This window comes from Sphingomonas sp. DMC6 (assembly GCF_056314225.1).
Genome location: NZ_JBQUYT010000002.1, coordinates 627713 through 648766, shown reverse-complemented (window position 1 = coordinate 648766; position 21054 = coordinate 627713). Strand labels below are relative to the sequence as shown.

The window sequence follows — 21054 nt, the reverse complement described above, 5'->3', positions numbered from 1 at the left end:
ATCCCACCCATCAGGAAGCTGTTGCCATGACCCTTTCTCCCACGCCGACCGCGGAGACCGCCCGATGAAGGCCGCTGTCCTGCGCGAAATCGGCAAGCCGCTGTCGATCGAGGATGTCACCCTCGCCGATGTCAGACCGCGTGAAGTCCGCATCGCCAATCGTGCCGTCGGCGTCTGCCACTCCGATCTGCACTTCGCCGAGGGGGCGGTTCCCTATCCGCTGCCCGCCGTCCTGGGCCATGAGGCGGCCGGCATCGTGCTGGCTGTCGGCTCGGAGGTTCGCTCGGTGAAGCCGGGCGACCATGTCGTCACCTGCCTGTCCGCCTTTTGCGGGCATTGCCCGAACTGTGTCACCGGGCGGCTGGTGAACTGCAATACGGGCGAAACGCTGCGACCGCCCGAGGCGCCGCCGCGGCTCTCGCAGGGCGGGGAAGTGATCCACCAGTTCGTCAACCTGTCCTCCTTCGCCGAGGAGTCGCTGGTGCACGAGAATGCGTGCGTCGCCATCTCGCGTGACATGCCCTTCGATCGCGCCGCGGTGCTCGGCTGCGCGGTGACGACGGGGGCGGGGGCCGCGATCAACACCGCGGGCATCCGGCCCGGGCAGACGGTGGCGGTTATCGGCTGCGGCGGCGTCGGCCTGTCGGCGGTCAACGGTGCCGCGCTGGCGGGTGCGGGCCGGATCATCGCGATCGATCGGCAGCCGGCCAAGTGCGAACTCGCGCGCCGGTTCGGCGCCACCGATATCGTCGTCGCATCGGACAATATGGTCGGCGAAGTGCTGGAGATGACCGCCGGCGGTGTCGACCATGCGATCGAGGCGATCGGCTTGCCGCAGACGGTCGCGGCCGCCTTCTACATGCTCCGCGCCGGCGGCACGGCCACCGTGTGCGGGATGATGCCGATCGGCGCCAAGGTTGAGATCGACGGGCTGGCGCTGTTGCAGGAACGCCGCCTGCAGGGTTCGAACATGGGATCCAATCACTTCCCGGTCGATATCCCGCGCTATGTGGAGTTCTACCTTCAGGGACGGCTCAAGCTCGACGAGCTCGTCTCGCATCACATCCGCCTCGACGAGATCGAGACCGCCTTCGACGAACTGCGGGGCGGCGCGAGCGCACGATCGGTGATCCTGATGGACTGAGCGGAACGCGCCAGCGTCGGATCAACGACGACAAGCAATCAACAACAAACAATCATATTTGGAGAGTGGGATGCAGAAATGGCTATGGATGGCCGGCGTTGCGGCCATCGGTATCGCGAGCCCGGCCTTCGGGCAGGACAGTCCGCCGGCGAGTGGCGCCGTCAAAGCCCAGGATGCCGGTAAGGCGCCTCCCGCGTCGCAGGCCGATGGCATCGCCGACATCGTCGTGACCGCACGCAAGACCGAGGAGAAGCTGCAACGGGTGCCGATCACGGTAACCGCGCTCAGCTCGGAAGGGATCCGGCAACAGACCATCCAGACCACCAACGATGTCCAGTTCCACGTTGCCGGCCTGGTGCAATCGCCGGAGCCGCAGGGTGGACAGCCGGACTTTGCGATCCGCGGCACGCGCCAGCAGGGCGCCATCGGCAGCCAGGGCGGTGTTGCGGTATACATGGACTATACCCCGCTGCTGTCGACCAACGCCATCGCCTATTCGACCTACGACATGCAGTCGATCCAGGTGCTGAAGGGGCCGCAAGGAACGCTGTTCGGCAAGAATACTACCGGCGGTGCGATCATCTTCGCGCCGAACAAGCCGACGCAGCAATTCGAAGGCTTCGTTACCGGCAGCTACGGCAACTACAACCGCACCGAACTGACTGGCATGCTGAACGTGCCGCTCACGGAGACGCTGGTCGCGCGCGTCTCCGGCAGCTTTGTCCGCCGCGATGGCTATACCGAAAATGTGGCGACCACCGGAAGCGGTCCCTCCAGCCTCGACAATGAGCGCCACGAATCCGGGCGCGCGATCCTGCGCTGGTCGCCAACCGACCAGTTCACCAATGATCTGGTCGCCGAATATACCCATATCCACAACAATCCGATCAAGGGCATCACCGTCGCGGTCGCCGCGCCTTGCACGCTGCTCTATGCCAATTGCGCGTCGGCCCTTGCCGAGCAGCAGAGCCTCGGCGCGCGTAAGGTCGATTTCGTCAACGCGCAGTTCGAACGGTCGCAGAACTGGGGCCTCGCCGACACCGCAACCTATGATCTTGGCCCGCTGACGATCCGCAACATCTTCAGCTATCAGCGCAACAAGAACGACGATCTGGAAGACAATGACGGGTTGTCAACGGTACCGGTGCTGAGCGGTGAGAACCATACTCGTGGTCGATCCGTCATCAACGAGCTGGATTTCATCGGCAAGTTGTTCGACGACAAGCTCGATTATACGCTTGGCTTCTATTATTCGGACAGCCGGTTCGACCAGCACTTCAACGTCGGCGTCTTCGACCTGCAATTCAATGCCGCCGGTGCGGTGACGGGCGGGCTGCCCTCCTATTTCGGCGCTTCGCCGTCGATAGCGAACAACACCTTCTACACCCAGCAAAAGGCGGTGTTCGGCCAGCTCAACTACCATGTGACTGACCGTTTCACGATCACCGCGGGCACGCGCTACACGCACGAGCATCAGCGCGCGATCACGCAGCAGTTCATGGGCACGATTTCGCCGACCAACAACGCGCTGCGCTGCCAGACCTCGGAATTCTTCGCCGGCAATCCGGGGCTCGACAGCGCCGCCTGTGTCGTCCGGCGTGAGCAGGATTTCGATCCCGTCACCTGGAACGTCAGCCTCAACTACCAGGTGCAGCCCACGACGCTGCTCTATGCCAGCGTCGGCCGCGGATTCCAGGCGGGCGGCTTCAACACCCAGATCCCGATGGCGCAGTACCAGTCCTACGCGGCTGAGACGGTGACGAGCTACGAGACGGGCGTGAAGTCCGACTGGCATCTCGGCGGGCGGCCGATCCGTACCAACCTCTCGGTGTTCCTGTCCAAATATGACAACCAGCAGCGCGTCATCAACGATACGCTGCCCGGGGGCAGGACGTTCATCGCAACGTTCAATGCGGCGAAATCGACCATTTATGGCGCCGAGCTAGAGGTAAACTATCTGCCGACGCCAGCGCTCGAGCTGTCGGGGTTCTACTCCTATATCCACGCCAAGTACGACAATTTTCTCAGCCCCCCCATTGGCGTGAACGGAGGGCAGAACCTTTCCGATTCGGCCATTTCCTCCACGCCCAAGCAGACGCTCAGTGGCACGATCGCGTATACGGTTGCGGTCGGGTCGCACGGCAAGATCCGCGGATCGCTAAGCGGCTATTATCGTTCGAGCACCTACGCCAACGATCTCGTCCAGACCTCCTACACCCGCCTGCCGGGCTATACGCTGCTCAACGCCCGGATCGATGTGCTGAAGCTCGCCCCTGTCGATATCGGGCTGTGGATGAACAACGTCACCAATAAGCTGTACAAGGTGTTCGGCTTCGACACGCTGACCAATTCGCTCGGCTACGCCACCGCCCAATATGGCGCTCCCCGTACCTTCGGCGCGGACGTCACGTTCAAGTTCTGACGGCGCACGATCCCATACCGAAGCGCCGTCCTTCCCCTCCGAGGGAAGGACGGCGTTATTTTTCACGGTTGCCCTTAATCCGATGCTGCGCCGTCCAGTATTGCGGCGACGTCGTCGGGCGAGTCAATCATCAGATCATGCCCGCCCTGCATGCCGAGGCACTGCCACGAGGGATCGCGGGCCGCTTCTTCGGCGAATTTCCGGAACAGGCGCGAGTCATAGCCTGTGGCATAGACATAGATCTTCCGGGCGATGGACTCCCGTCCGTGGACGGACGGCAGACTCTCGGTGAAGGTCAACGGCGGATGCGGCGTCATCTTCGCATCGACCCAGGCCAGGTCCGCTTCGTTGACGTTGAAGGCGGTGGCTGCCAACGGGCGCAGCGGCCCGGCTCGCACCGCCGCCTCCATATGGGGCCGCGCCGCCGGGTCGGCATAGTCGAGCAGACACTGCCCAGCTTCGGGTTTCAGCGCATCCAGATAGACGATGGTGCGGATGCGCTGCGCCAATTGCTCGGCAACGCCGGTGATCACCATGCCGCCATAGGAGTGCCCGCACAGCACCACGTCCTCCAGATCCTCCCAAAGAAGGAGGTTCACCACGTCCTTAACGTGCGTGGAAAGCGTGACGTCCGGGCGCAACAGGTGCGCGCGATCGGCCAGGCCAGTGAGCGTCGGCGTGAAGACGCGATGGCCGCGCCGTTGCAGCCGGTCCGCCACGCGTCGCCAGCACCAGCCGCCATGATAGGCACCGTGCACGAGCACGATATTGCCAGGTTGCGCCGTCATATTATCCCTAACTCCCCCGATATTTCGGAAATTGTCCGGCCATGCTTAAAATTTGAAGGAGACGTCGGCGCCGAAGGTTCGCGGTGCGCCATAGACATAGGTGACATATCCCGTCGATGTCAGGTTGTCCTGGCCAAGCAGTTTGTACTGCTTGTTCAAAGCATTGTTCATCCAGAAGCCTATGTTGACCGGAAGTGCGCCGATCAGATCAATTCGCGCATTGAGCAGCGCATATTGCGGGATGTAGGTATTGCTGTTCTGGAGGATGTCCTGAGTATACGCCCCGGACCGATAATAGCCTGTGGCCGAGAATTTTGCCGATCCGCGGTTGACCGGTGCGGTGTAGCTCGCGGTGATGTTCGCGGTATGTGTCGGCGTCGCTGCGATCGCCAGACCGGAAAGGTCTTCGCCCGTCTGGAAGCCGATCGCGTTGAGCTGGGGCGACCGGAAGCGATCGTACCGCGCGTGGATAAAGGAATAGAATCCGGACAGTTCGACGCGCGTCGCGGGGCGATAGTTGATCTCCGCCTCGGCGCCATAATTGGTCGAAGAGGCCGCGTTGAACGTGGCGATGAAAGTCTGCCCCTGCGGGACGATATAGGTTCCGTTCTCCACGCGCTGCTGATTTTCATATTGGGCGTAGAACAGCGTGAGATTGGTCCGAATCGGGCGTCCGAAAAGCTTCCAGTCCACCTTCGCGCCCGCCTCGTAGTTGTTCACCCGCTCCGGTTTGTAGACCTGATAGGCGGGCTCGATCACGCGCAGGTTGATGCCCCCCGCCTGCGCGCCCCGCCCCGCGTTGACGAAGATCAGCGCGGTGGACGTGATTTGGAAACTGAGCGCGGCATTGTAGGTGAACAGGTTCGACTGGGTGGCGCCGCGCAACGTGCACGTCGCCGGGTCGAACGTCTGGGTTGCGGGGTTGTAGAACAGCGCATTCGCGCAGGCGGGGCTGTTGTCCGTGGGCGAAACCGTGCCACTATAGGTCTGCCCGGTCACGCGCAGCTTGGAGGAGGAATAGCGGGCGCCCGCCGTGAGGGTCAGACGATCGGTGAAGTGGTAATTGGCTTGTCCGAACACCGCTTCCTCGCGGGTGCGGAAGGTATTCCGGATGTTGCTCGGGCTGATGCGCAGGAAGGGCGGCAGACCGCCCGTCGGCGTCAGCGCGAGAACATCGATATGGCTGCCCTGGAAGAAGTTGTTCTGCGAATAGTAGAGGCCGATGGTGTAATCAATCCTGTCAAACAGGCGCTTTCCCTGCAGCGTCAGTTCGTTCGTGTACTGGTGGGTACGATTGAAGTTCGCGATGTTGAGCAGGGGAAGAGGCAGCCCGGCATAGTTCGCATTGTCATCGAACTGGTCGTGGCGATAGCCGAAGACGTTGCGGAGCGTGGGGCCGCCAAGATCGATCGTCGTCGTGTTGGTGATGCCCAGATTCTTGGCGTTCTGGTAGAGATTTTCGGGCATGTAGGTCTCGCGCGAACCGAGTGCCAATTCGCGCGTGCCCAGCGTCGTGCAATTCGAATAGAGATAGCAGCTGCCGCCAAAGGCGACCAGCTTGCCGGTATTCGGCGTCTGGTAGACTTTGACATAGTCGACCATCGTCGTGTTGGTGATCGCATCGACGGGCGACCAGCGGACAATCCCGCGTGCTGACCAATGGCGCTCGGCATCGAGGTCCGGCCCTACCAGATTCTTGGTGAAGCCGTCACGATCTACCCAGTTGCCGGAAATCCGTAGCGCGAGCCGGTCCGACACCGGTACGTTCAGAAAGCCTTCCATTTCGCTGCGATGATAGTTGCCATAGCCGGCCTTGAGGCCGCCCGCGAAAACGTCCGTGGGGTCATTGGGTAGGAAGATGACCGCGCCGCCAGTGGTGTTCTTTCCGAACAACGTGCCTTGCGGCCCCTTCAGGACCTGCACGTTCTGAAGATCATAGGCGGCATAGGCGACGGAATAGGTCGACGGGATCGGAACATAGCCGAGATAGGTGGCCACCCCGCCCTGGGAACTGACGACGCCGTTCTGCCGCGCGCCGCGAATGGAAAAATCGGGGGCGCCGCCCTGCGCTTCGGGATTGATCACCACGCCGGGGGCGTAGAACTGGATGTCGGTGACCGTCTGGATTCGCTTCTTCTCCAGATCGTCCCCGGAAATGGCATTGATGGTGATGGGCACCGTCTGGAGCCGCTCGTCGCTCTTGCGCGCCGTGACGACGATGTCGGTGATGCCGGCATCCGCGGCCGGGCTGTCGGGCTTCTCCGCAGTTTGCGCCGCAACCGGGGCGGGCAACAGCGCTACGCCTAGGGCGTTCAGCGAAATGCCGATGATCCAGTTTTTCATGCTATCCTTCCCAACGATGCGGCTCTTTGCGGCCGCCACCGATCGACCTTGCGGCAGGATGTCGATGGTATCTTGCCCATTTGCGATGGCGATTGTCCGAAAATGCAAGACCATCGCCGATGCAGGGGGAGCCTTGTATCGGCGGCGATTTGGAGCATGATCGCGCGTGCGCCTGCGCGAACGGGACCGGCCTGCGCGCAGATGCTGGGCGCTGGATAACGGCACGCGATCCACGACAGGGGGGAGAGGAAAGGACAATGACCGCACCGTCGCCCCTCGATTCCTGGCTCGCCGCCGCGACGCGAGCCGGCCGCGTGCATGATGTGTTTCGCTGGAGCGAGTCGGTAGTCGCGCTGCAGGCGGATTTTTGGGACGGGCCGACCTTCGTCGCGCCGGCGCCCTCCTTCTTGGTCGTGGGGCATGCGATCCACGGCGAAGGCGCCGCTCGCTCCACCCGGATACGACCCCGCGAGATCCACGCCTCGGGCTATGACGTGGAATGGGGCGGTTCGCGCGTCAGCGGGCGTTGGACGGCGCAGTTTCTCGCGATCGACAAACACTTTCTCTCGCAGGCGATCGACATCCATTCGGCGGGCCTGATGGCCGACATCCGTATTGCCGAACTGGCCGACGAAAGGCTGCTCGCGTGCCTCGATGCGCTCGCACCGGCGTCTGCCATGGTGCGCGACCCAATCTATGCGGATCATGTTGCTTTCGCGATTTGCCGGCGCCTCGCCGCGCTGTATGGCGCGCCGCGCGAGGAGCAAGGGCGCTACCAGCTCGACCGTGCCAGGGTCGAGGCGTTCATCGAATCGAAGTTGACCGAACCGGTTTCGACGATCGCAATGGCCGCCGCGCTCGATGTGCCGATCCGCGCGCTGTTTCTATATTTCGAAAGCGTATTCGGCACCTCGCCCAGCCGGTATCTGCGCTCTAGGCGACTTGCGCGCGCGCGTGCCGTTCTGGAGGCGTCGGACATGTCGATCGCGGACATCGCGACGCTCTACTGCTTCTACGATCAGGCCAAGTTCACCCATGCCTTTCGCGAGGTCTATAAGACCACGCCCGCGCGCTATCGTCGGGAGCGACGACCCAACGGGTACCAGGCGGCCCACGACGGATCGGTGCCGTCGCGCATTTCACAAACGCGATAACCCACGCGACGTCCGGTAGGAGGATTGCTCCGGTCGCGACACGCGGCAATGACGGACGCATGCAGGAATGCGGCGCTGCGTGTGCGCCGTTGCGAAGCGAGAAGGAATCCCGATGAAGGTGCTGGTAGCGGTCAAGCGGGTGCTGGATTATAATGTGAAGCCCCGGGTGAAGACCGATGGCAGCGGCGTCGATCTCGCCAATGTCAAGATGAGCATGAACCCGTTCGACGAGATCGCCGTCGAAGAGGCGATCCGGCTGAAGGACAAGGGCGTCGCTGAGATCTTAGTGGTGTCGGTGGGGGACGCCAAGGCGCAGGAAACGCTGCGCACGGCGCTGGCGATGGGGGCCGACCGCGCCATTCTGGTGACGAGCGAGGAGGCAGTCGAGCCGCTTGGCGTCGCCAAGATCCTCAGGGCTATTGCCGATGAAGAGAAGCCCGGTCTGATCATCCTGGGCAAGCAGGCGATCGACGGCGACAACAACCAGACCGGGCAGATGCTGGCGGGGCTGCTCGGCGTTGGCCAGGGGACCTTCGCCTCCAAGGTCGAACTGGCGGATGGCAGTGTCACCGTGACCCGCGAGGTCGATGGCGGGCTCGAAACGGAAAAGCTGGTGCTCCCGGCGATCATCACCACCGACCTGCGGCTCAACGAACCGCGCTATGCCTCGCTGCCCAACATCATGAAGGCAAAGTCCAAGCCGCTCGTTCAGAAGACGGCGGCGGACTATGGCGTCGACGTGTCGCCGCGGCTCACCACCCTGGAGGTGCGCGAACCCGCCAAGCGCCAGGCGGGGATCCGTGTCGCGGACGTAGACGAGCTGGTCGGCAAGCTGAAGGCGATGGGCGTCGCTAACTAATCCCGGCCGACTTGGAGAACGAAACAGATGAAGACACTGGTTTGGGTCGAACATGACGGCAACGCCGTCAAGGACGTCACGCTCGCGGCGGTTGCCGCAGCAGCGCAATTGGGGGCGGTGGACCTCCTCGTGGCCGGGAGCAACGTTCAGGGCGTCGCGCAGCGCGCGGCCGGAATCGTTGGTGTCGGCACGGTGCATGTCGCCGACGATGCCGCCTATGCGCATGCGCTCGCCGAGAACGTAGCGCCGCTCGTCGTCAAGCTCATGGCCGACCACGACGCCTTTGTCGCGCCGGCGACCACCACCGGCAAGAACCTCGCCCCTCGCGTCGCCGCGCTGCTCGACGTCATGCAGATCAGCGACATCCTTTCGGTGGAAGGCGAAGACACGTTTACCCGCCCGATCTACGCCGGCAACGCGATTGCCAAGGTGCGGACCCGCGACGCCAAGAAGGTCATCACCGTGCGCGGTACCGCGTTCGAAAAGGCGGCGGGCGAGGGCGGTACCGCCGTGATCGCGCCCGTCGAGTCGACCGGCGATCAGGGGCTGTCGGTGTTCGAGGGCGCCGAGATCGCCAAGAGCGCACGGCCCGAACTCACCAGCGCGAAGGTGATCGTATCGGGCGGCCGGGCGCTCGGTTCGTCCGAACAGTTCCATGCGGTGATCGATCCGCTGGCCGACAAGCTCGGCGCAGGCGTCGGCGCGAGCCGCGCGGCGGTGGACGCCGGCTATGCGCCCAACGATTATCAGGTCGGCCAGACCGGCAAGATCGTCGCACCCGAAGTCTATGTCGCGGTCGGCATCTCCGGGGCGATCCAGCACCTTGCCGGCATGAAGGATTCCAAGACGATCGTCGCGATCAACAAGGACGAGGACGCACCGATCTTCCAGGTGGCGGACATCGGCCTGGTGGGCGACCTGTTCAAGGTCGTTCCCGAACTCACCGAAAAGCTTTGAAGGATCCGAGAGCATGATCACGATCAACGTCGTCCGGCGCGATGGAACGACTGTGCCGGTCCAAGCGAACGAGGATGGGTCGCTGATGGAGGCAATCCGCAATGCGGGCATCGACGAGTTGCTCGCGCTGTGTGGCGGTTGCTGCTCGTGCGCGACCTGCCATGTCCATGTCGAGCCGGGGTTCGAAGCGGCGCTCCCGCCGCTCGGCGACGACGAGAGCGACCTGCTGGACAGCTCGGGAGACCGCGACGAGCACTCCCGGCTTTCCTGTCAGATCCCGATTACGGCTGCGCTGGACGGCCTGACGGTGCGCGTCGCCGCCGAAGACTGATGCGCAGCGGGCTGCAGGCCGATAGCGCGCTATCGCGCGCTATCGGCCTGCAGCCCGCGGATCAGCGTTTCGGTCATGCCCTTGGCGACCAGACGAAAGTCGCGGATCGGCCCGTCGATATAATAGCGCGTGATCGCTTGCATGATAGACGCGGTGGCAAGGCTGGCTTGGCGCGCGTCGAGCGTGGCGTGGAGTTCGCCCGCTGCGCGTGCTTCCTCGAACATGCGATCCAGCAGGCGTCGTATCCGGCGGCTTTCATGATCGATCGTCTCGCGCTGTTCGGCGCTCAGATGTTCGCGCTGTTCGTAATAGGCGTGGCGGTAATCGGCACGCCGTTCGAGGTCGGTGATGTTCGCCTCGACGAAAAGGCGAATGCGCGCGGCCATCGCGGCCCGGGAGGCGAGGATCCCGTCCAGCCGCTCCGCTGAATCGCGAATGCCGGTCAGGCATACTTCCAGCAGTGCGTCTTCCTTCGACCGGAAGTAATGATAGAGGCTCGCCGGGTTGACCCCGGCGCGCTCCGCCAGCGCCCGCATGCTCGTGCCGTGATAGCCTTCGCGCGCGAACATGGCGGCGGCGACGTCCAGCAGCTCGGTACGGCGCGTGGCGGACGGGGGGCGTCCCCGCCCCCGCACCGGCGCCAGTTCAGCGCCGGGGGGCGCCATGGCGTTCATGTCCCGTCAGCTCCATGCCTGCGCGCTCGCACAAGGCGCGCCGCCGATCAAGCCGCGACGGAGGAGGTGCTCCGCCCGGCTGCCGCAGCTGCCTCCCGTGCCACGACGTCGCGCTCCATCAGGCCCGCCAGCCTGCCGAAGCTTTCCTCTGCCTCAGCGACCACCCGTTCGATCACCTCGGCGATCGAGGGAATGTCGTGGACCAGCCCGACCGACATGCCCGCGCCGCACTGGCCGTGTTCCAGGTCGCCGGTGTCGCGCGCGAGCGTGCCCATCTTGAGCATCCGCGCCATCCGCATCATCGCGAAGGTCTCCTTGGGCCCCTTTCGCAAGACGTCGGAGAACATCTTGAGATACGGCTGCTCGAGCTCGCGGGCGATCGCGAAGGACTGCAGAAAGATCGAAATCGGGTTCAGCGACTGCTTGCCGTTATAGATCCGCTCCGGCCCCGGCGTGTTGAGCACGCGGCACATATGCCCGTCGAACTTGTTCGAATAGAGCGTCCGGTCGACGTCGGATTCGACGGCCCGCTGCTTGAAATTGTCGTGGACGACGCCTTCGTTGGTCAGCAGCATCCGCGTTCCCATCGACACGCCCTCCGCACCGAGTGCGAGCGCCCCCACCAGGCCCGCGCCGTTGGCGACGCCGCCCGCCGCGATGATCGGAATGTCGAGCAGTTCGGCGAGCCGCGGGACCAGCACGAACGTTGTGATGTCACCGGCATGGCCGGCGGCCTCGTGTCCGGCGGCGATCACGGCATCGGCGCCGTGCTTCTGCGCGCTGACCGCCAGCTTCACGCTGTTGACCGACGCTATGACCTTGCCGCCATAGGTGCGCGCCCGCTTCACGATCCAGTCGCCGCGGCCCATCGAATAGTTGATGACCGGCACCTCTTCTTCCAGCGCGACCTTCACATTCTCCAGCGCGTTCGGCAGTGCAAGCGGCGCGTTGATGCCGAACGGGCGGTCGGTCGCGGCGCGGATGCGGCGAATATCCTCGCGCACCCGCTCGGGCGGGTTCGAGCCGGCGCCGTACACGCCCAGCCCGCCGGCGTTGCACACGGCGATCACCATTTCAGGATAGGCGATGCGGCCCATGCCGGCGTTCAGGATCGGGTGCTGGATATCGAATAGTTCGGTAATCGCGGTCTTCATGATCCACCTCTCTCGCCGACCGTACCGGCGATGCTAGATGACGGACGGAGTCAGCCGTACACCGGCTCCTCCCACCAGGGATAAAAATCGGGCATGTCGCTCGAGACTTTGCACTCGAATGCCGGCAGGCGGCGCTCGATGAAGGATTTCACGCCTTCCTTCGCGTCCGGCGTCCGCCCGCGGGTCGAAATGCCGCGGCTTTCGATCCGGTGCGCGTCCATCGGATCGGGCATGCCCAGCCCCCGCCACAGCATCTGCCGCATCAGCGCGATCGACACCGGCGCGGTGTTCTCGGCGATCTCGCGGCCGATGGCATAGGCCGCTGGCAGCAATTCTTCCGGCGGCACGACCTGGCTGAGCAGCCCCGCCGCCTTGAGCTCGTCGGCCGGAATGATCCGCCCGCTGAAGCTCCACTCGAGCGCCTTGTTGATGCCGACGGCGCGGGGGAGGAACCAGGAGGAGCAGCATTCATGGACGATGCCGCGCCGTGCATAGACGAAGCCCATCCGCGCCTTCTCGCTGCCGATGCGGATGTCCATCGGCAGCGTCATCGACGCGCCGACGCCGGCGGCCGCGCCGTTGATGGCGGCGATCACCGGTTTCAGGCTGCGGAAGATGCGGAGCGCCAGCAGGCCGCCCCCGTCACGCGACAAGGGATTGCTATAGTCGATGCTGCCGTCCGGGCGGACCGGGCTATGGGCGGGATCCCGGTTCTTGTCGAACACGGCAGCGCCCTTCGAAAAGTCGGCACCCCCACAAAACGCCTTGCCCGCTCCGGTAACGACGACGGCGCGCACATCGTCGTCACCGTCGGTCAGGTCGAACGCCGCGATCAGCTCTTCGCGCATCCCGCCGCCCATGGCGTTCATCACCTCGGGACGGTTCAGCGTGATCGTCGCGATGTTGTCGTTCACCTCATACAGGATCGTCTCGAAACCCATGCGTATCCGCTCCTCATGCGCTTCTCGCGAATGCGTTCCACAGCGCCGTTTCCGAGCGACATAGCATTATTCAAACGATCGTTAAAGAAATTATTCTCCCGGCTCCCGGGTGTCGTTCTGCGCCAGGCGCGCGGCGACCACCGTGTCCATTTCCTCCAGGCCGCTGCGCGGCATGTCGAAGCGCGTGCAATCGTCGATGGCGGCGAGATGATCGAGAATGTCCTCGCTGGTGGGGGCTTCGCTTCCCGGCTGGCACCAGCCTTGGGTGAGGCCGATGAAGATCCGGGCGAACTTGCCGCCGAGCACCGAGTACATGTTCTGCGACGTCGTGCAGGCGTTGCTGACGAGGTAGCAGGCCATCGCCGCGACCGACTCGGGCGTCATCGCGTCGGCATAGTGCCGGCTCCGCTCGCCCGCCGCCTTCAGGAACGCGCCGTCCGGCCGTTCGGCAAGCGGCGTTCCCCCCAGTCGGCCGCCGCGCGCATTGGGGAAGAGGCAATTGACCGAGATTTCGGCCGGGGCTTCCTGCGCGATGACGTTCATCAGGCCGATCATCGCCGTCTTCGCCGCACCATAATTGGCCCGGAAGGGATTGCCGAATACGCCGGACTGCGATCCGATCAGCAGCAAGCGGCCATATCCTTGCCGCAGCATCGCGCGGTAGGCGGGCTGGCACACGAAGAACGCGCCCTTCACATGCACGGCCAGCACGGCGTCGATGTCCTCGGCCGAAAGCGCGCCGAAGCCCGCATTGCGTTGGTTGCCGGCGTTGCTGATGACCGCATCGACGCGCCCGAACTGCGAAAGCGCGGCATCGATGATGGCCTCGCCGCCGGCCTCGGTCGCGACCGTATCATAGTTGGCTAGGGCGCGGCCGCCGGCCGCTTCGATCTCGCGTACCACGACATCGGCATAATCGGCGGCGGCGCCCTGGCCGGTTGTGTCGCCGCCCAGATCGTTCACGACCACGGCTGCGCCGCGCCGCGCGAGCTCTTTCGAAAAGGCCGCACCGAGCGCACCGCCGCCGCCGGTGACGACGACGACACGATCGCGGAAGTCGATCGGCGAATGCACTGCCGCGCCGATCACAGCACGCCTCGCTCTTCCGGAGTTTGAACCGACGGATCGAGGCCGAGTTCGCGCAGAACTTCGATCACCGGGCCCTGGGCGGAGGCGACCGCCGGAAAGCCGATATAGGGCACGCACTGGATCAGCGCTTCCTCGATCTCGCGCGCGGTCAGGCCATTGCGGATGCCGATGCGCACATGGTTCTTCAGCTCGGAATATTGGCGCGTGGCTATCAGGATCGCGATGACGATCAGGCTGCGCTGTTTCATCTCCAGCCCGGGCCGCGACCAGACGCCGCCGAACGCGAAATCCAGTGCCAGCGCCGAGGTCCCGGAGAGAAATCCTCCGGCATCGGCCTGGCTGGCCAGCCGCTGCGCGACCTCTTCGCCCATCATCGCGGTGAAGGTTGCCAGTCCGCTGGCGCGATAGTCCGTCATTCTGCTTCTCTCTCCTGGGTGCACCGGTGACCGTGCCGGCCCTATGTGGCGAAGGACGACACGCATGCGCAATGCACGCGGCACTCATCAGGTTTGTGATGCCGGAATCGATACAGGTGCGGCCGCTTCTATGTGATGGCGTAGTCGCGGCGGTCACGGTGTCGCGAACAGCATCCAAGGAGGCAGCGTATGTCAGCGGAAACCATGCGGGCGATCGTGTTCGACCGTTACGGCGATGCCTCTGTGCTGCGTGAGGCGCGGCTGCCTCGCCCGGTGCCGCAACCTGGGCAGATGCTCGTCCGGGTGCGCGCGATCGGAGTTAACCCGGCCGACGGCAAATGGCGCTCCGGGATGTTCGCCCGCTCCCGTCCGCTGCAATTCCCGCAGGTTCCGGGCTACGATGTCGCCGGCGAGGTCGTGCACTCAGAAGACGCCGCGATGCCGCCGGGTACGCGGGTGGCCTTGATGCTCGATGCGCTGGTGCAGGGTGCCTATGCCGAATATGCCGCCGTCGCACCTACGTCCGCCGCGCCGATCCCCGACACGCTGTCGTTCGAGGTGGCGGCCGCATTGCCGACTCCCGGGCTCACCGGGGTGCAGCTGATCGAGGAGCAGCTCGATGTCCAGCCGGGCGAGACGGTGTTGCTGACGGGCGCAACCGGCGCCGTTGGCCGCTTCGCGGTCCACGCGGCGCGGGCGCGGGGTGCCCGGGTGGTGGCGGCGGTCCGCGCGAAGCATGTCGATACTGCGGTCGCACTGGGCGCAGCGCAGGCGATCGTGCTGGGCGAGCAGGCATGGACCGGCGCGCCGTTCGATCATGTCGCCGATACCGTGGGCGGCGCGCTGGTTGCCGATCTCTGCCGGCACGTGCGGGCCGGCGGGCGGATCCGCACCGTCTCCACCACGCCCATCCCGGCGGAGGGGCTGCCGTGCACGCCCAGCTTTTTCGGCGTGCACGCGGATGCCGATCGGCTCGCCCGGCTGGCCCAGGCAGCGGGTGCCGGCGCGTTGGACGTGGCGATCGCGGCGCGCTTCCCCCTGGCGCAGGCTGCCGATGCCCAGCGGCTGGTGGATGCCGGATCCGGTGGCGGGAAGGTCGTGCTGATACCCTGATCGGCGCACGCATCAAGAATATGAAATGCGGTGCCGCGCCGGTGCGGTGCGGGCGGCGCATGGTATCACCGGCGCCTGACCCGTTTCCGGAGCATGTGATGACCGATCGTTACGCCAAATACGAACGACTTAGTTTCGACCGCCCGCACCCCAAGGTGCTGCGCATCCGCCTCGACAATGGCAAGATGAATACCGCCGATCACCGGATGCACTGGGAACTGGCGGAGATCTGGAACGATCTCGACGCCGATCCCGACGTTAACGCCGCGATCATCACGGGCAACGACCGGTTTTTCTCCGCCGGCGGCGATTTCGCGATGGTGGAAGATCTGATGAACGATCCCGAGGCGCGCGCGCGCGGCTGGAAGGAAGCGCGGGCGATCGTCTACAACCTCATCAACTGCAACAAGCCGGTCGTCAGCGCCATGCGCGGCGTGGCGGTGGGGGCGGGGCTCGTCACCGGCATCCTCGCCGACATCTCGGTGGCGACGAAGGATTGCCGGATCATCGACGGCCATACCCGCCTGGGCGTCGCGGCCGGCGATCATGCGGCGATCATCTGGCCGCTCCTCTGCGGGATGGCGCGGGCCAAATACTGGCTGCTGCTGTGCGATACGCTGCTCGGCGAGCAGGCCGCGGACATCGGTCTGATCTCGCTGGCGGTCGAGGACAGCGAGCTGGACGACAAGGCGGTAGAACTGGCGACGCGGCTCGCCACCGGCGCGCAATCCGCCATCCGCTGGACCAAGCATTCGCTCAACAACTGGCTGCGCCAGATGGGGCCGACCTTCGACGCCAGCCTGGCGCTCGAATTCCTCGGATTTGCCGGCCTCGAGCCGCAGGAGGGGGTGCGTTCCCACCGGGAGAAGCGCAGCCCGGCCTGGCCCGAAACCAGCGCTGTCTGACCTCCCTTAGCAGGAACAAGCCCATGACCTCCAAAGCCCCTGCCCAGAAATATCCCGTGCCCGCGCACGTTCCGCCCGAACTGGTCGTCGATTTCGACGCCTACCGTCCGATCACGGGTGACGAGCAATATCACGAGGCGTTTCTCGCCGTGCGCGCCAAGGCGCCCGACATCTTCTGGTCGCCGTATAATGGCGGTCATTGGATCCTGACGCGCCGGGATCATCTTTCCGAAGCCTTTGGCGACTATCAGCGGTTCACGTCGACCAAGGGGGCCAGCCTCAACCCGAACCGCCCTCCCGAGGCGCCGAAGCTCGCGCCGATCGAACTCGACCCGCCGGTCCAGCAAAGCTTTCGCAAGCTGTTCGCCTCCGCCTTCATCGTCTCGGCATTGAAGGAGCGCGAGAAGGAGGCGAGGGCGCTGGCGATCGAACTGATCGACGGCATGAAGCCGCGCGGCGGCTGCGAATTCATCAAGGATTTCGCACAGCATCTGCCGATCAAGATCTTCATGCGCATGGTCGATCTCCCCGAAGAGGATCGCCTGACGTTGCTGCCGCTCGCCAATGCGCAGGTCGTCGCCGATGGCCCCAAGGAAGAGACGATCAAGCTGCTGTTCGAATATACCGGACGCCACGTGATGGAACGTGCGGCCCGCCCGGGCCAGGATCTGATCAGCAGGATCGCGACGGCCGAGATCGATGGCCGGCCGATCACGCCGCACGAGGCGATCGGTCTGTCGACGCTGTTGCTGATCGGCGGGCTCGATACGGTCGCATCGATGATGGGGCACATCATGCAGTTCCTCGCCTGCTCGCCGGCGCATCGCCGCCAGCTGATCGAGCAGCCTGCGTTGATCCAGCCGGCTGTCGAGGAATTTCTCCGCCGCTTCGCGCTCACCAACCCGGCGCGGGGCGTGGTCGAAGACATCGACTTTCACGGCGTGGAGATGCGCGCCGGGGATCGGGTGTTGCTGTCCACACCCCTTGGTGCGGTCGATCCGGCGGAGTATGTGGATCCGCTGACGGTCGATTTTACCCGCAAGTCGGGCAGCAAGACCACGTTCGGCGCAGGGCCGCATGTCTGCCCCGGCTCGATGCTGGCGCGTCTCGAGCTCAAGATCCTGCTCGAGGAATGGCTGACGCGCATTCCTGACTTCGCGCTCGATCCCGCGGATGCGCCGCGGCTCAAGACCGGCGTCAACGGCAGTTTCGAGCATCTGCCGTTGGTCTGGTGACCGGATAGGGAAAGAGGGCGGGATCGTCTGATCCCGCCCTCTTTCTGTTTACCGGCCTTGGCAGTCCGCGTCAGCCCGTGGTGCGCGCCTTCACCATGCGGAGCGGGGTGTAGGTCAGCACATGGCTGCCGTCCTGCTTGAAGACGCGATTCAGGGTGCGGACCAGGCCACGGTTCGGGCGGCTGCTGCTGCGCCGGCTCTCGATCACCTCGCATTCGGCGTGGATCGTGTCCCCGACAAAGGTGGGCCCCTCGATCTTGAAGTCCATGCCGAGGAACGCGAACCCCGTGTGCTGCATCGTCGACTGGACCAGCAGCCCTTCGATGAAAGTGAACACCATCGCGCCGGGGATTACCTGGCGCTTGATGTCGCTTTCGGCCTTCAGGAATTCGAGGTTGGTGAACAGCACTTCGGTCATGCCGGTGCAGGTTGTGAAGGCTACCAGATCGGCTTCGAACAAGGTCCGGCCGATCGTGCGGAATTTTCGTCCCAGCGGTAGATCTTCATAGGCGCAGCCGAGGCCGATCACCGGATAGTCGTCGTTCGTATTTTTCATGATCGCGCTTCCTGTTCGCGTCCCAGAATCGTGCGCGCAATCAGGTTGCGCTGGATCTGGTTGGTGCCTTCGATGATCTGCAAGACCTTGGCGTCGCGGAAATACCGCCCGATCGGATATTCCGCCGAGATGCCGGCGGCCCCGAACAGCTGGACGGCGTCCGTCGCGACCTTCATCGCGGTGTCGCTGGAGAAGGTCTTGGCGATCGCCGCGGCCTTGGCCATGGCCTGGCCGGTGATCCCGGCGTCGACCATCGTCGCGGCGCGATAGGTGAGCTGGCGCGCGGCTTCCGTCTGGATCTCCATGTCGGCGATCATCCAGCGAATGCCCTGGAAATCGGAGACCGTGCGCCCGAACGCCCGACGCGTGCTGATGAAGTCGGTCGCGTGGTCGATGGCGCCCTGGGCCAGCCCGACGCCGCGTGCGGCGACGATCGGGCGCGAACTGTTCAGCGCTTCGACGACGCAGCGGAAGCCATCCCCCTCGGGCCCGATCCGCTGCTCCTCGCCGACGACGACGTTGTCGAGAAACAGCGGGTTCGACGGCACGCCGCGTGCACCGCTCTTGTCTTCCTTGCGGCCGATCTCGAACCCCGGGGTGTCGGTGGGCACGATGAAGAAGTTGATCCCCGCCTTGTCCGCACCGTCGACCTTCGCCGCGACCAGCACGAAGTCCGACTTGGCGGCGTTGGTGCACCAGATCTTGTTGCCGCTGATCCGGTACCCCGCGCCGTCGCGAACGGCGCGGGTCTTGATGCCGGACACGTCCGATCCGGACTGCGATTCGGTCAGCGAGAAGGCGCCGCGCGTCCGACCCGCCGCCAGATCGGGCAGGTAGCGATCCTTCTGCTCCGCCGTGCCGCCGCCGATGATCGCACCGATCGGCAGCCATTGCATGAAGAGGATATAGGCGGTGTTGTAGCAGACCCGCCCCAGTTCCTCGACGGCGACGCAACCGGACAGCAGGTCGTCCGCCCCGCCATAGCTTTCGGGGAAGGGCAGCAGGAACAGGCCGAGTTCGTTCAGCAGGTCGAACATGTCCTGCGGGTATTCCGCGGTCGCGTCGATTTCGGCAGCCCGGGGGGCCACCTTTTCGCGCGCAACGCGGCGAACGAGATCACGTACCGCGATCTGCTGCTCGCCCAACGCGAACAGGGCATTCATCTGTGTCATGGAACCGCCCATCAGGCCATTGTGAGACCACCGGAAATACTGATGGTTTGCCCCGTGATGAAGGCCGCGTCGTCGGATAACAGAAATGCGATCATTCCGGCGTAATCATCCGGGCGGCCCAGGCGACGCAGCGGAATGGCCTTGGCGAGACCTTCGGCCAGTCGATCGCCCCCCGGCATGTCCTTGGTGAAGTCGCTGAACAGCGGCGTATCGGTCGGCCCCGGGCACAGAATGTTCAGGGTCACGCCGTTGCGCGCCAGCTCGCGCGCGAGCGTCTTGGTGAAGGCGATGATGCCGCCCTTGCACGCGGCATAGACCGATTCGCCGGAGGAGCCGACGCGGCCCGCATCCGACGAGATGTTGACGACCCGCCCGAAACCACGCTCGGCCATGCCGCGCACGATGATGTGATGCATCACCAGCGGACCATAGAGGTTGATGCGGATCACCTTGTCCCAGACGGCAGGATCGGTGTCCATGAACAGGCGCGCCGAGTCCCAGCCCGCGACATTGGCCAAGCCCTGAGTCGGCCCGAAGCGCGATTCGAATGCCGCCATGGCGGCTGCGACTTGCTCGCGATCGCTGATGTCGACGCGATAGGCGGCGGCACGATCGGCGCCGATGCTGTCGACGACTTCCTGCGCGCCTGCTTCGTTAAGGTCGAAAATGCCGACCGTCGCGCCCTCTTCCGCGAGACGGATGGCCGCGTCGCGACCGATGCCGCTCGCTCCGCCCGTCAGGATGATCGCCTTCCCGTCCAAACCGCGCATATATTTTGCTCTCCAAATCGGACGTTGACACCGTCCCTCGGCAGTGTTCATATACATGAACGCTGTTCTGTAAACAGAATTGTGGCCGCGCAGCGGAACCACTGGAACCAGCGTTAGGAGATGGAGGAAACGACATGGACGTTGCCACCCCAAGGGCCGCCGCTCGCAAGCATCGTATGCCGGAGGTCGTGAAATCGGCCGTCCGCGTGCTCGAGATTCTGGAATATTTTGATCGTCGCCGCGGGGCGGCAACCGTCGGAGACGTGGCGAACGATCTCGGCTATCCGCAGTCGAGCACCTCGGCACTGATGCGCAGCCTAGTAGCCGTCGGCTATCTCAGCTATGATGCGCACGAGCGGGCATTCCTCCCGACGCACCGTCTGCCGCTGCTAGGCTGCTGGCTGGGCGAACCCTTCTTCCAGGAGGGGCCGGTATTGACGGTCGCGCGCGAGATCGCGGACCGGACCAATTTCGCGGTCGGGATCGCACGACGCAATGCGAACAAACTGCAATGGATGACTGCATGCACGACCACCGACATGTCGGTGGACGACGTGTTCGCCAGCGCGACGTCGCTCCTGCATTCCGCAGTGGGGCTGAGCCTGATGGCCTCGCTCGACGACCGGCAGGTCCGCGCCTTGATCCACCGACTGAATGCGGAAGTGGCCGATCTCGCCGACGTGGTGCCGCCCGCCGAACTGATCGCCCGGATCGCCGACATCCGTCGTGATCGCCACGTGTTCTCGGATGAGAGCGGGACCGCCATGCTGGCGATGACCACGCCGTCCAGCGACGGTGTCGAAAGCGTGTCGATCGCCATCGTCGACCGGTCCGGCCTGCTTGCCGAGCATCTGGCCGAAACGATCAGCATCGCACGTGACTGTATCGCGCGTCTGAACGGCGCATACCCGCCCCCCGGCACGCTGGCGTTTCGCAATCAGGCAAACCGACACCGCGCGGTGCTGCCAGTGCTGCACCAGCTGCAGGCCGTCGCCGGCTGAACGGCCCCGTGACGGACTCGACCGGCATCC

The 21054-nt window shown here is 64.6% G+C and carries 20 protein-coding genes; 10 read left to right on the top strand and 10 right to left on the bottom strand.

Features of this window, described 5'->3' with window-relative positions:
• The first annotated feature begins 64 nt into the window (after positions 1-64).
• Together ACT53M_RS06935 and ACT53M_RS06930 are read left to right on the top strand one after the other, a co-directional pair.
• Positions 65-1144, top strand: a complete 1080-nt coding sequence (locus ACT53M_RS06935; RefSeq protein ID WP_476232302.1) for a Zn-dependent alcohol dehydrogenase — start codon at positions 65-67, stop codon at positions 1142-1144.
• Positions 1145-1214: 70 nt separating this feature from the next.
• Positions 1215-3566, top strand: a complete 2352-nt coding sequence (locus ACT53M_RS06930) for a TonB-dependent receptor (RefSeq protein WP_476232301.1) — start codon at positions 1215-1217, stop codon at positions 3564-3566.
• 74 nt (positions 3567-3640) lie between these two features.
• On the opposite strand, the gene ACT53M_RS06925 is transcribed toward ACT53M_RS06930, so the two are convergent.
• Both ACT53M_RS06925 and ACT53M_RS06920 read right to left on the bottom strand, forming a co-directional pair.
• On the bottom strand, positions 3641-4354 hold the full coding sequence (locus ACT53M_RS06925) for an alpha/beta fold hydrolase (protein WP_476232299.1): 714 nt from the start codon (positions 4352-4354) through the stop codon (positions 3641-3643).
• Between the two features lie 45 nt (positions 4355-4399).
• Entirely contained in the window at positions 4400-6697 is a 2298-nt protein-coding gene (locus ACT53M_RS06920) for a TonB-dependent receptor (protein WP_476232298.1), read from the bottom strand.
• Between the two features lie 257 nt (positions 6698-6954).
• Here ACT53M_RS06920 and ACT53M_RS06915 point away from each other — a divergent pair, with 257 nt between their 5' ends.
• The 4 genes from ACT53M_RS06915 to ACT53M_RS06900 all read left to right on the top strand — a co-directional run bounded on the left by ACT53M_RS06915 (position 6955) and on the right by ACT53M_RS06900 (position 9998).
• Positions 6955-7851 (top strand): helix-turn-helix domain-containing protein, encoded by an 897-nt coding sequence (locus tag ACT53M_RS06915; protein ID WP_476232297.1) that lies wholly within the window; start codon positions 6955-6957, stop codon positions 7849-7851.
• A gap of 112 nt (positions 7852-7963) precedes the next feature.
• Positions 7964-8710, top strand: a complete 747-nt coding sequence (locus tag ACT53M_RS06910; RefSeq protein WP_476232296.1) for an electron transfer flavoprotein subunit beta/FixA family protein — start codon at positions 7964-7966, stop codon at positions 8708-8710.
• A gap of 27 nt (positions 8711-8737) precedes the next feature.
• Complete coding sequence (locus ACT53M_RS06905; protein WP_476232294.1) at positions 8738-9667, top strand: electron transfer flavoprotein subunit alpha/FixB family protein; 930 nt, start codon at positions 8738-8740, stop codon at positions 9665-9667.
• A gap of 13 nt (positions 9668-9680) precedes the next feature.
• On the top strand, positions 9681-9998 hold the full coding sequence (locus ACT53M_RS06900) for a 2Fe-2S iron-sulfur cluster-binding protein (protein WP_084581278.1): 318 nt from the start codon (positions 9681-9683) through the stop codon (positions 9996-9998).
• Between the two features lie 29 nt (positions 9999-10027).
• On the opposite strand, the gene ACT53M_RS06895 is transcribed toward ACT53M_RS06900, so the two are convergent.
• From ACT53M_RS06895 to ACT53M_RS06875, 5 genes are all read right to left on the bottom strand, one after another.
• Entirely contained in the window at positions 10028-10672 is a 645-nt protein-coding gene (locus ACT53M_RS06895) for a TetR/AcrR family transcriptional regulator (RefSeq protein WP_476232293.1), read from the bottom strand.
• Positions 10673-10719: 47 nt separating this feature from the next.
• Positions 10720-11826, bottom strand: coding sequence for an NAD(P)H-dependent flavin oxidoreductase (locus ACT53M_RS06890; protein ID WP_476232292.1), 1107 nt, complete (start codon positions 11824-11826; stop codon positions 10720-10722).
• A gap of 50 nt (positions 11827-11876) precedes the next feature.
• Complete coding sequence (locus tag ACT53M_RS06885) at positions 11877-12767, bottom strand: crotonase/enoyl-CoA hydratase family protein (RefSeq protein ID WP_476232290.1); 891 nt, start codon at positions 12765-12767, stop codon at positions 11877-11879.
• 90 nt (positions 12768-12857) lie between these two features.
• Positions 12858-13856: an SDR family NAD(P)-dependent oxidoreductase gene (locus tag ACT53M_RS06880; RefSeq protein ID WP_476232289.1), complete on the bottom strand. Its 999-nt coding sequence runs from the start codon at positions 13854-13856 to the stop codon at positions 12858-12860.
• On the bottom strand, positions 13853-14272 hold the full coding sequence (locus ACT53M_RS06875; RefSeq protein WP_476232287.1) for a carboxymuconolactone decarboxylase family protein: 420 nt from the start codon (positions 14270-14272) through the stop codon (positions 13853-13855). The genes ACT53M_RS06880 and ACT53M_RS06875 overlap by 4 nt, the downstream gene beginning before the upstream one ends.
• A gap of 189 nt (positions 14273-14461) precedes the next feature.
• Between ACT53M_RS06875 and ACT53M_RS06870 the strand changes: the two genes are divergently transcribed.
• From ACT53M_RS06870 to ACT53M_RS06860, 3 genes are all read left to right on the top strand, one after another.
• Complete coding sequence (locus ACT53M_RS06870) at positions 14462-15385, top strand: NADP-dependent oxidoreductase (protein WP_476232285.1); 924 nt, start codon at positions 14462-14464, stop codon at positions 15383-15385.
• Positions 15386-15483: 98 nt separating this feature from the next.
• Positions 15484-16290 carry an enoyl-CoA hydratase/isomerase family protein gene (locus tag ACT53M_RS06865; protein WP_476232283.1) on the top strand — a complete coding sequence of 269 codons (807 nt, stop codon included), beginning with the start codon at positions 15484-15486 and terminating at the stop codon, positions 16288-16290.
• A 23-nt stretch (positions 16291-16313) separates the two neighbouring features.
• Positions 16314-17525 carry a cytochrome P450 gene (locus tag ACT53M_RS06860; protein WP_476232282.1) on the top strand — a complete coding sequence of 404 codons (1212 nt, stop codon included), beginning with the start codon at positions 16314-16316 and terminating at the stop codon, positions 17523-17525.
• A gap of 70 nt (positions 17526-17595) precedes the next feature.
• Here the strand turns inward: ACT53M_RS06860 and ACT53M_RS06855 are convergent, their stop codons facing one another.
• The 3 genes from ACT53M_RS06855 to ACT53M_RS06845 are packed head-to-tail and all read right to left on the bottom strand — an operon-like array spanning position 17596 to position 20023.
• A complete protein-coding gene (locus ACT53M_RS06855; RefSeq protein ID WP_476232281.1) occupies positions 17596-18081 on the bottom strand; it encodes a MaoC family dehydratase in 486 nt (161 codons plus the stop codon).
• The gene (locus ACT53M_RS06850; protein WP_218018034.1) at positions 18078-19253 is read right to left on the bottom strand and encodes an acyl-CoA dehydrogenase family protein; all 1176 of its coding nucleotides are present in this window, start codon (positions 19251-19253) and stop codon (positions 18078-18080) included. Before ACT53M_RS06850 ends, ACT53M_RS06855 begins: the two co-directional genes overlap by 4 nt.
• Positions 19254-19264: 11 nt before the next feature.
• Positions 19265-20023 carry an SDR family oxidoreductase gene (locus tag ACT53M_RS06845; protein ID WP_476232279.1) on the bottom strand — a complete coding sequence of 253 codons (759 nt, stop codon included), beginning with the start codon at positions 20021-20023 and terminating at the stop codon, positions 19265-19267.
• Between the two features lie 176 nt (positions 20024-20199).
• Here ACT53M_RS06845 and ACT53M_RS06840 point away from each other — a divergent pair, with 176 nt between their 5' ends.
• On the top strand, positions 20200-21024 hold the full coding sequence (locus tag ACT53M_RS06840) for a helix-turn-helix domain-containing protein (protein WP_476232278.1): 825 nt from the start codon (positions 20200-20202) through the stop codon (positions 21022-21024).
• Positions 21025-21054: the final 30 nt, after the last annotated feature.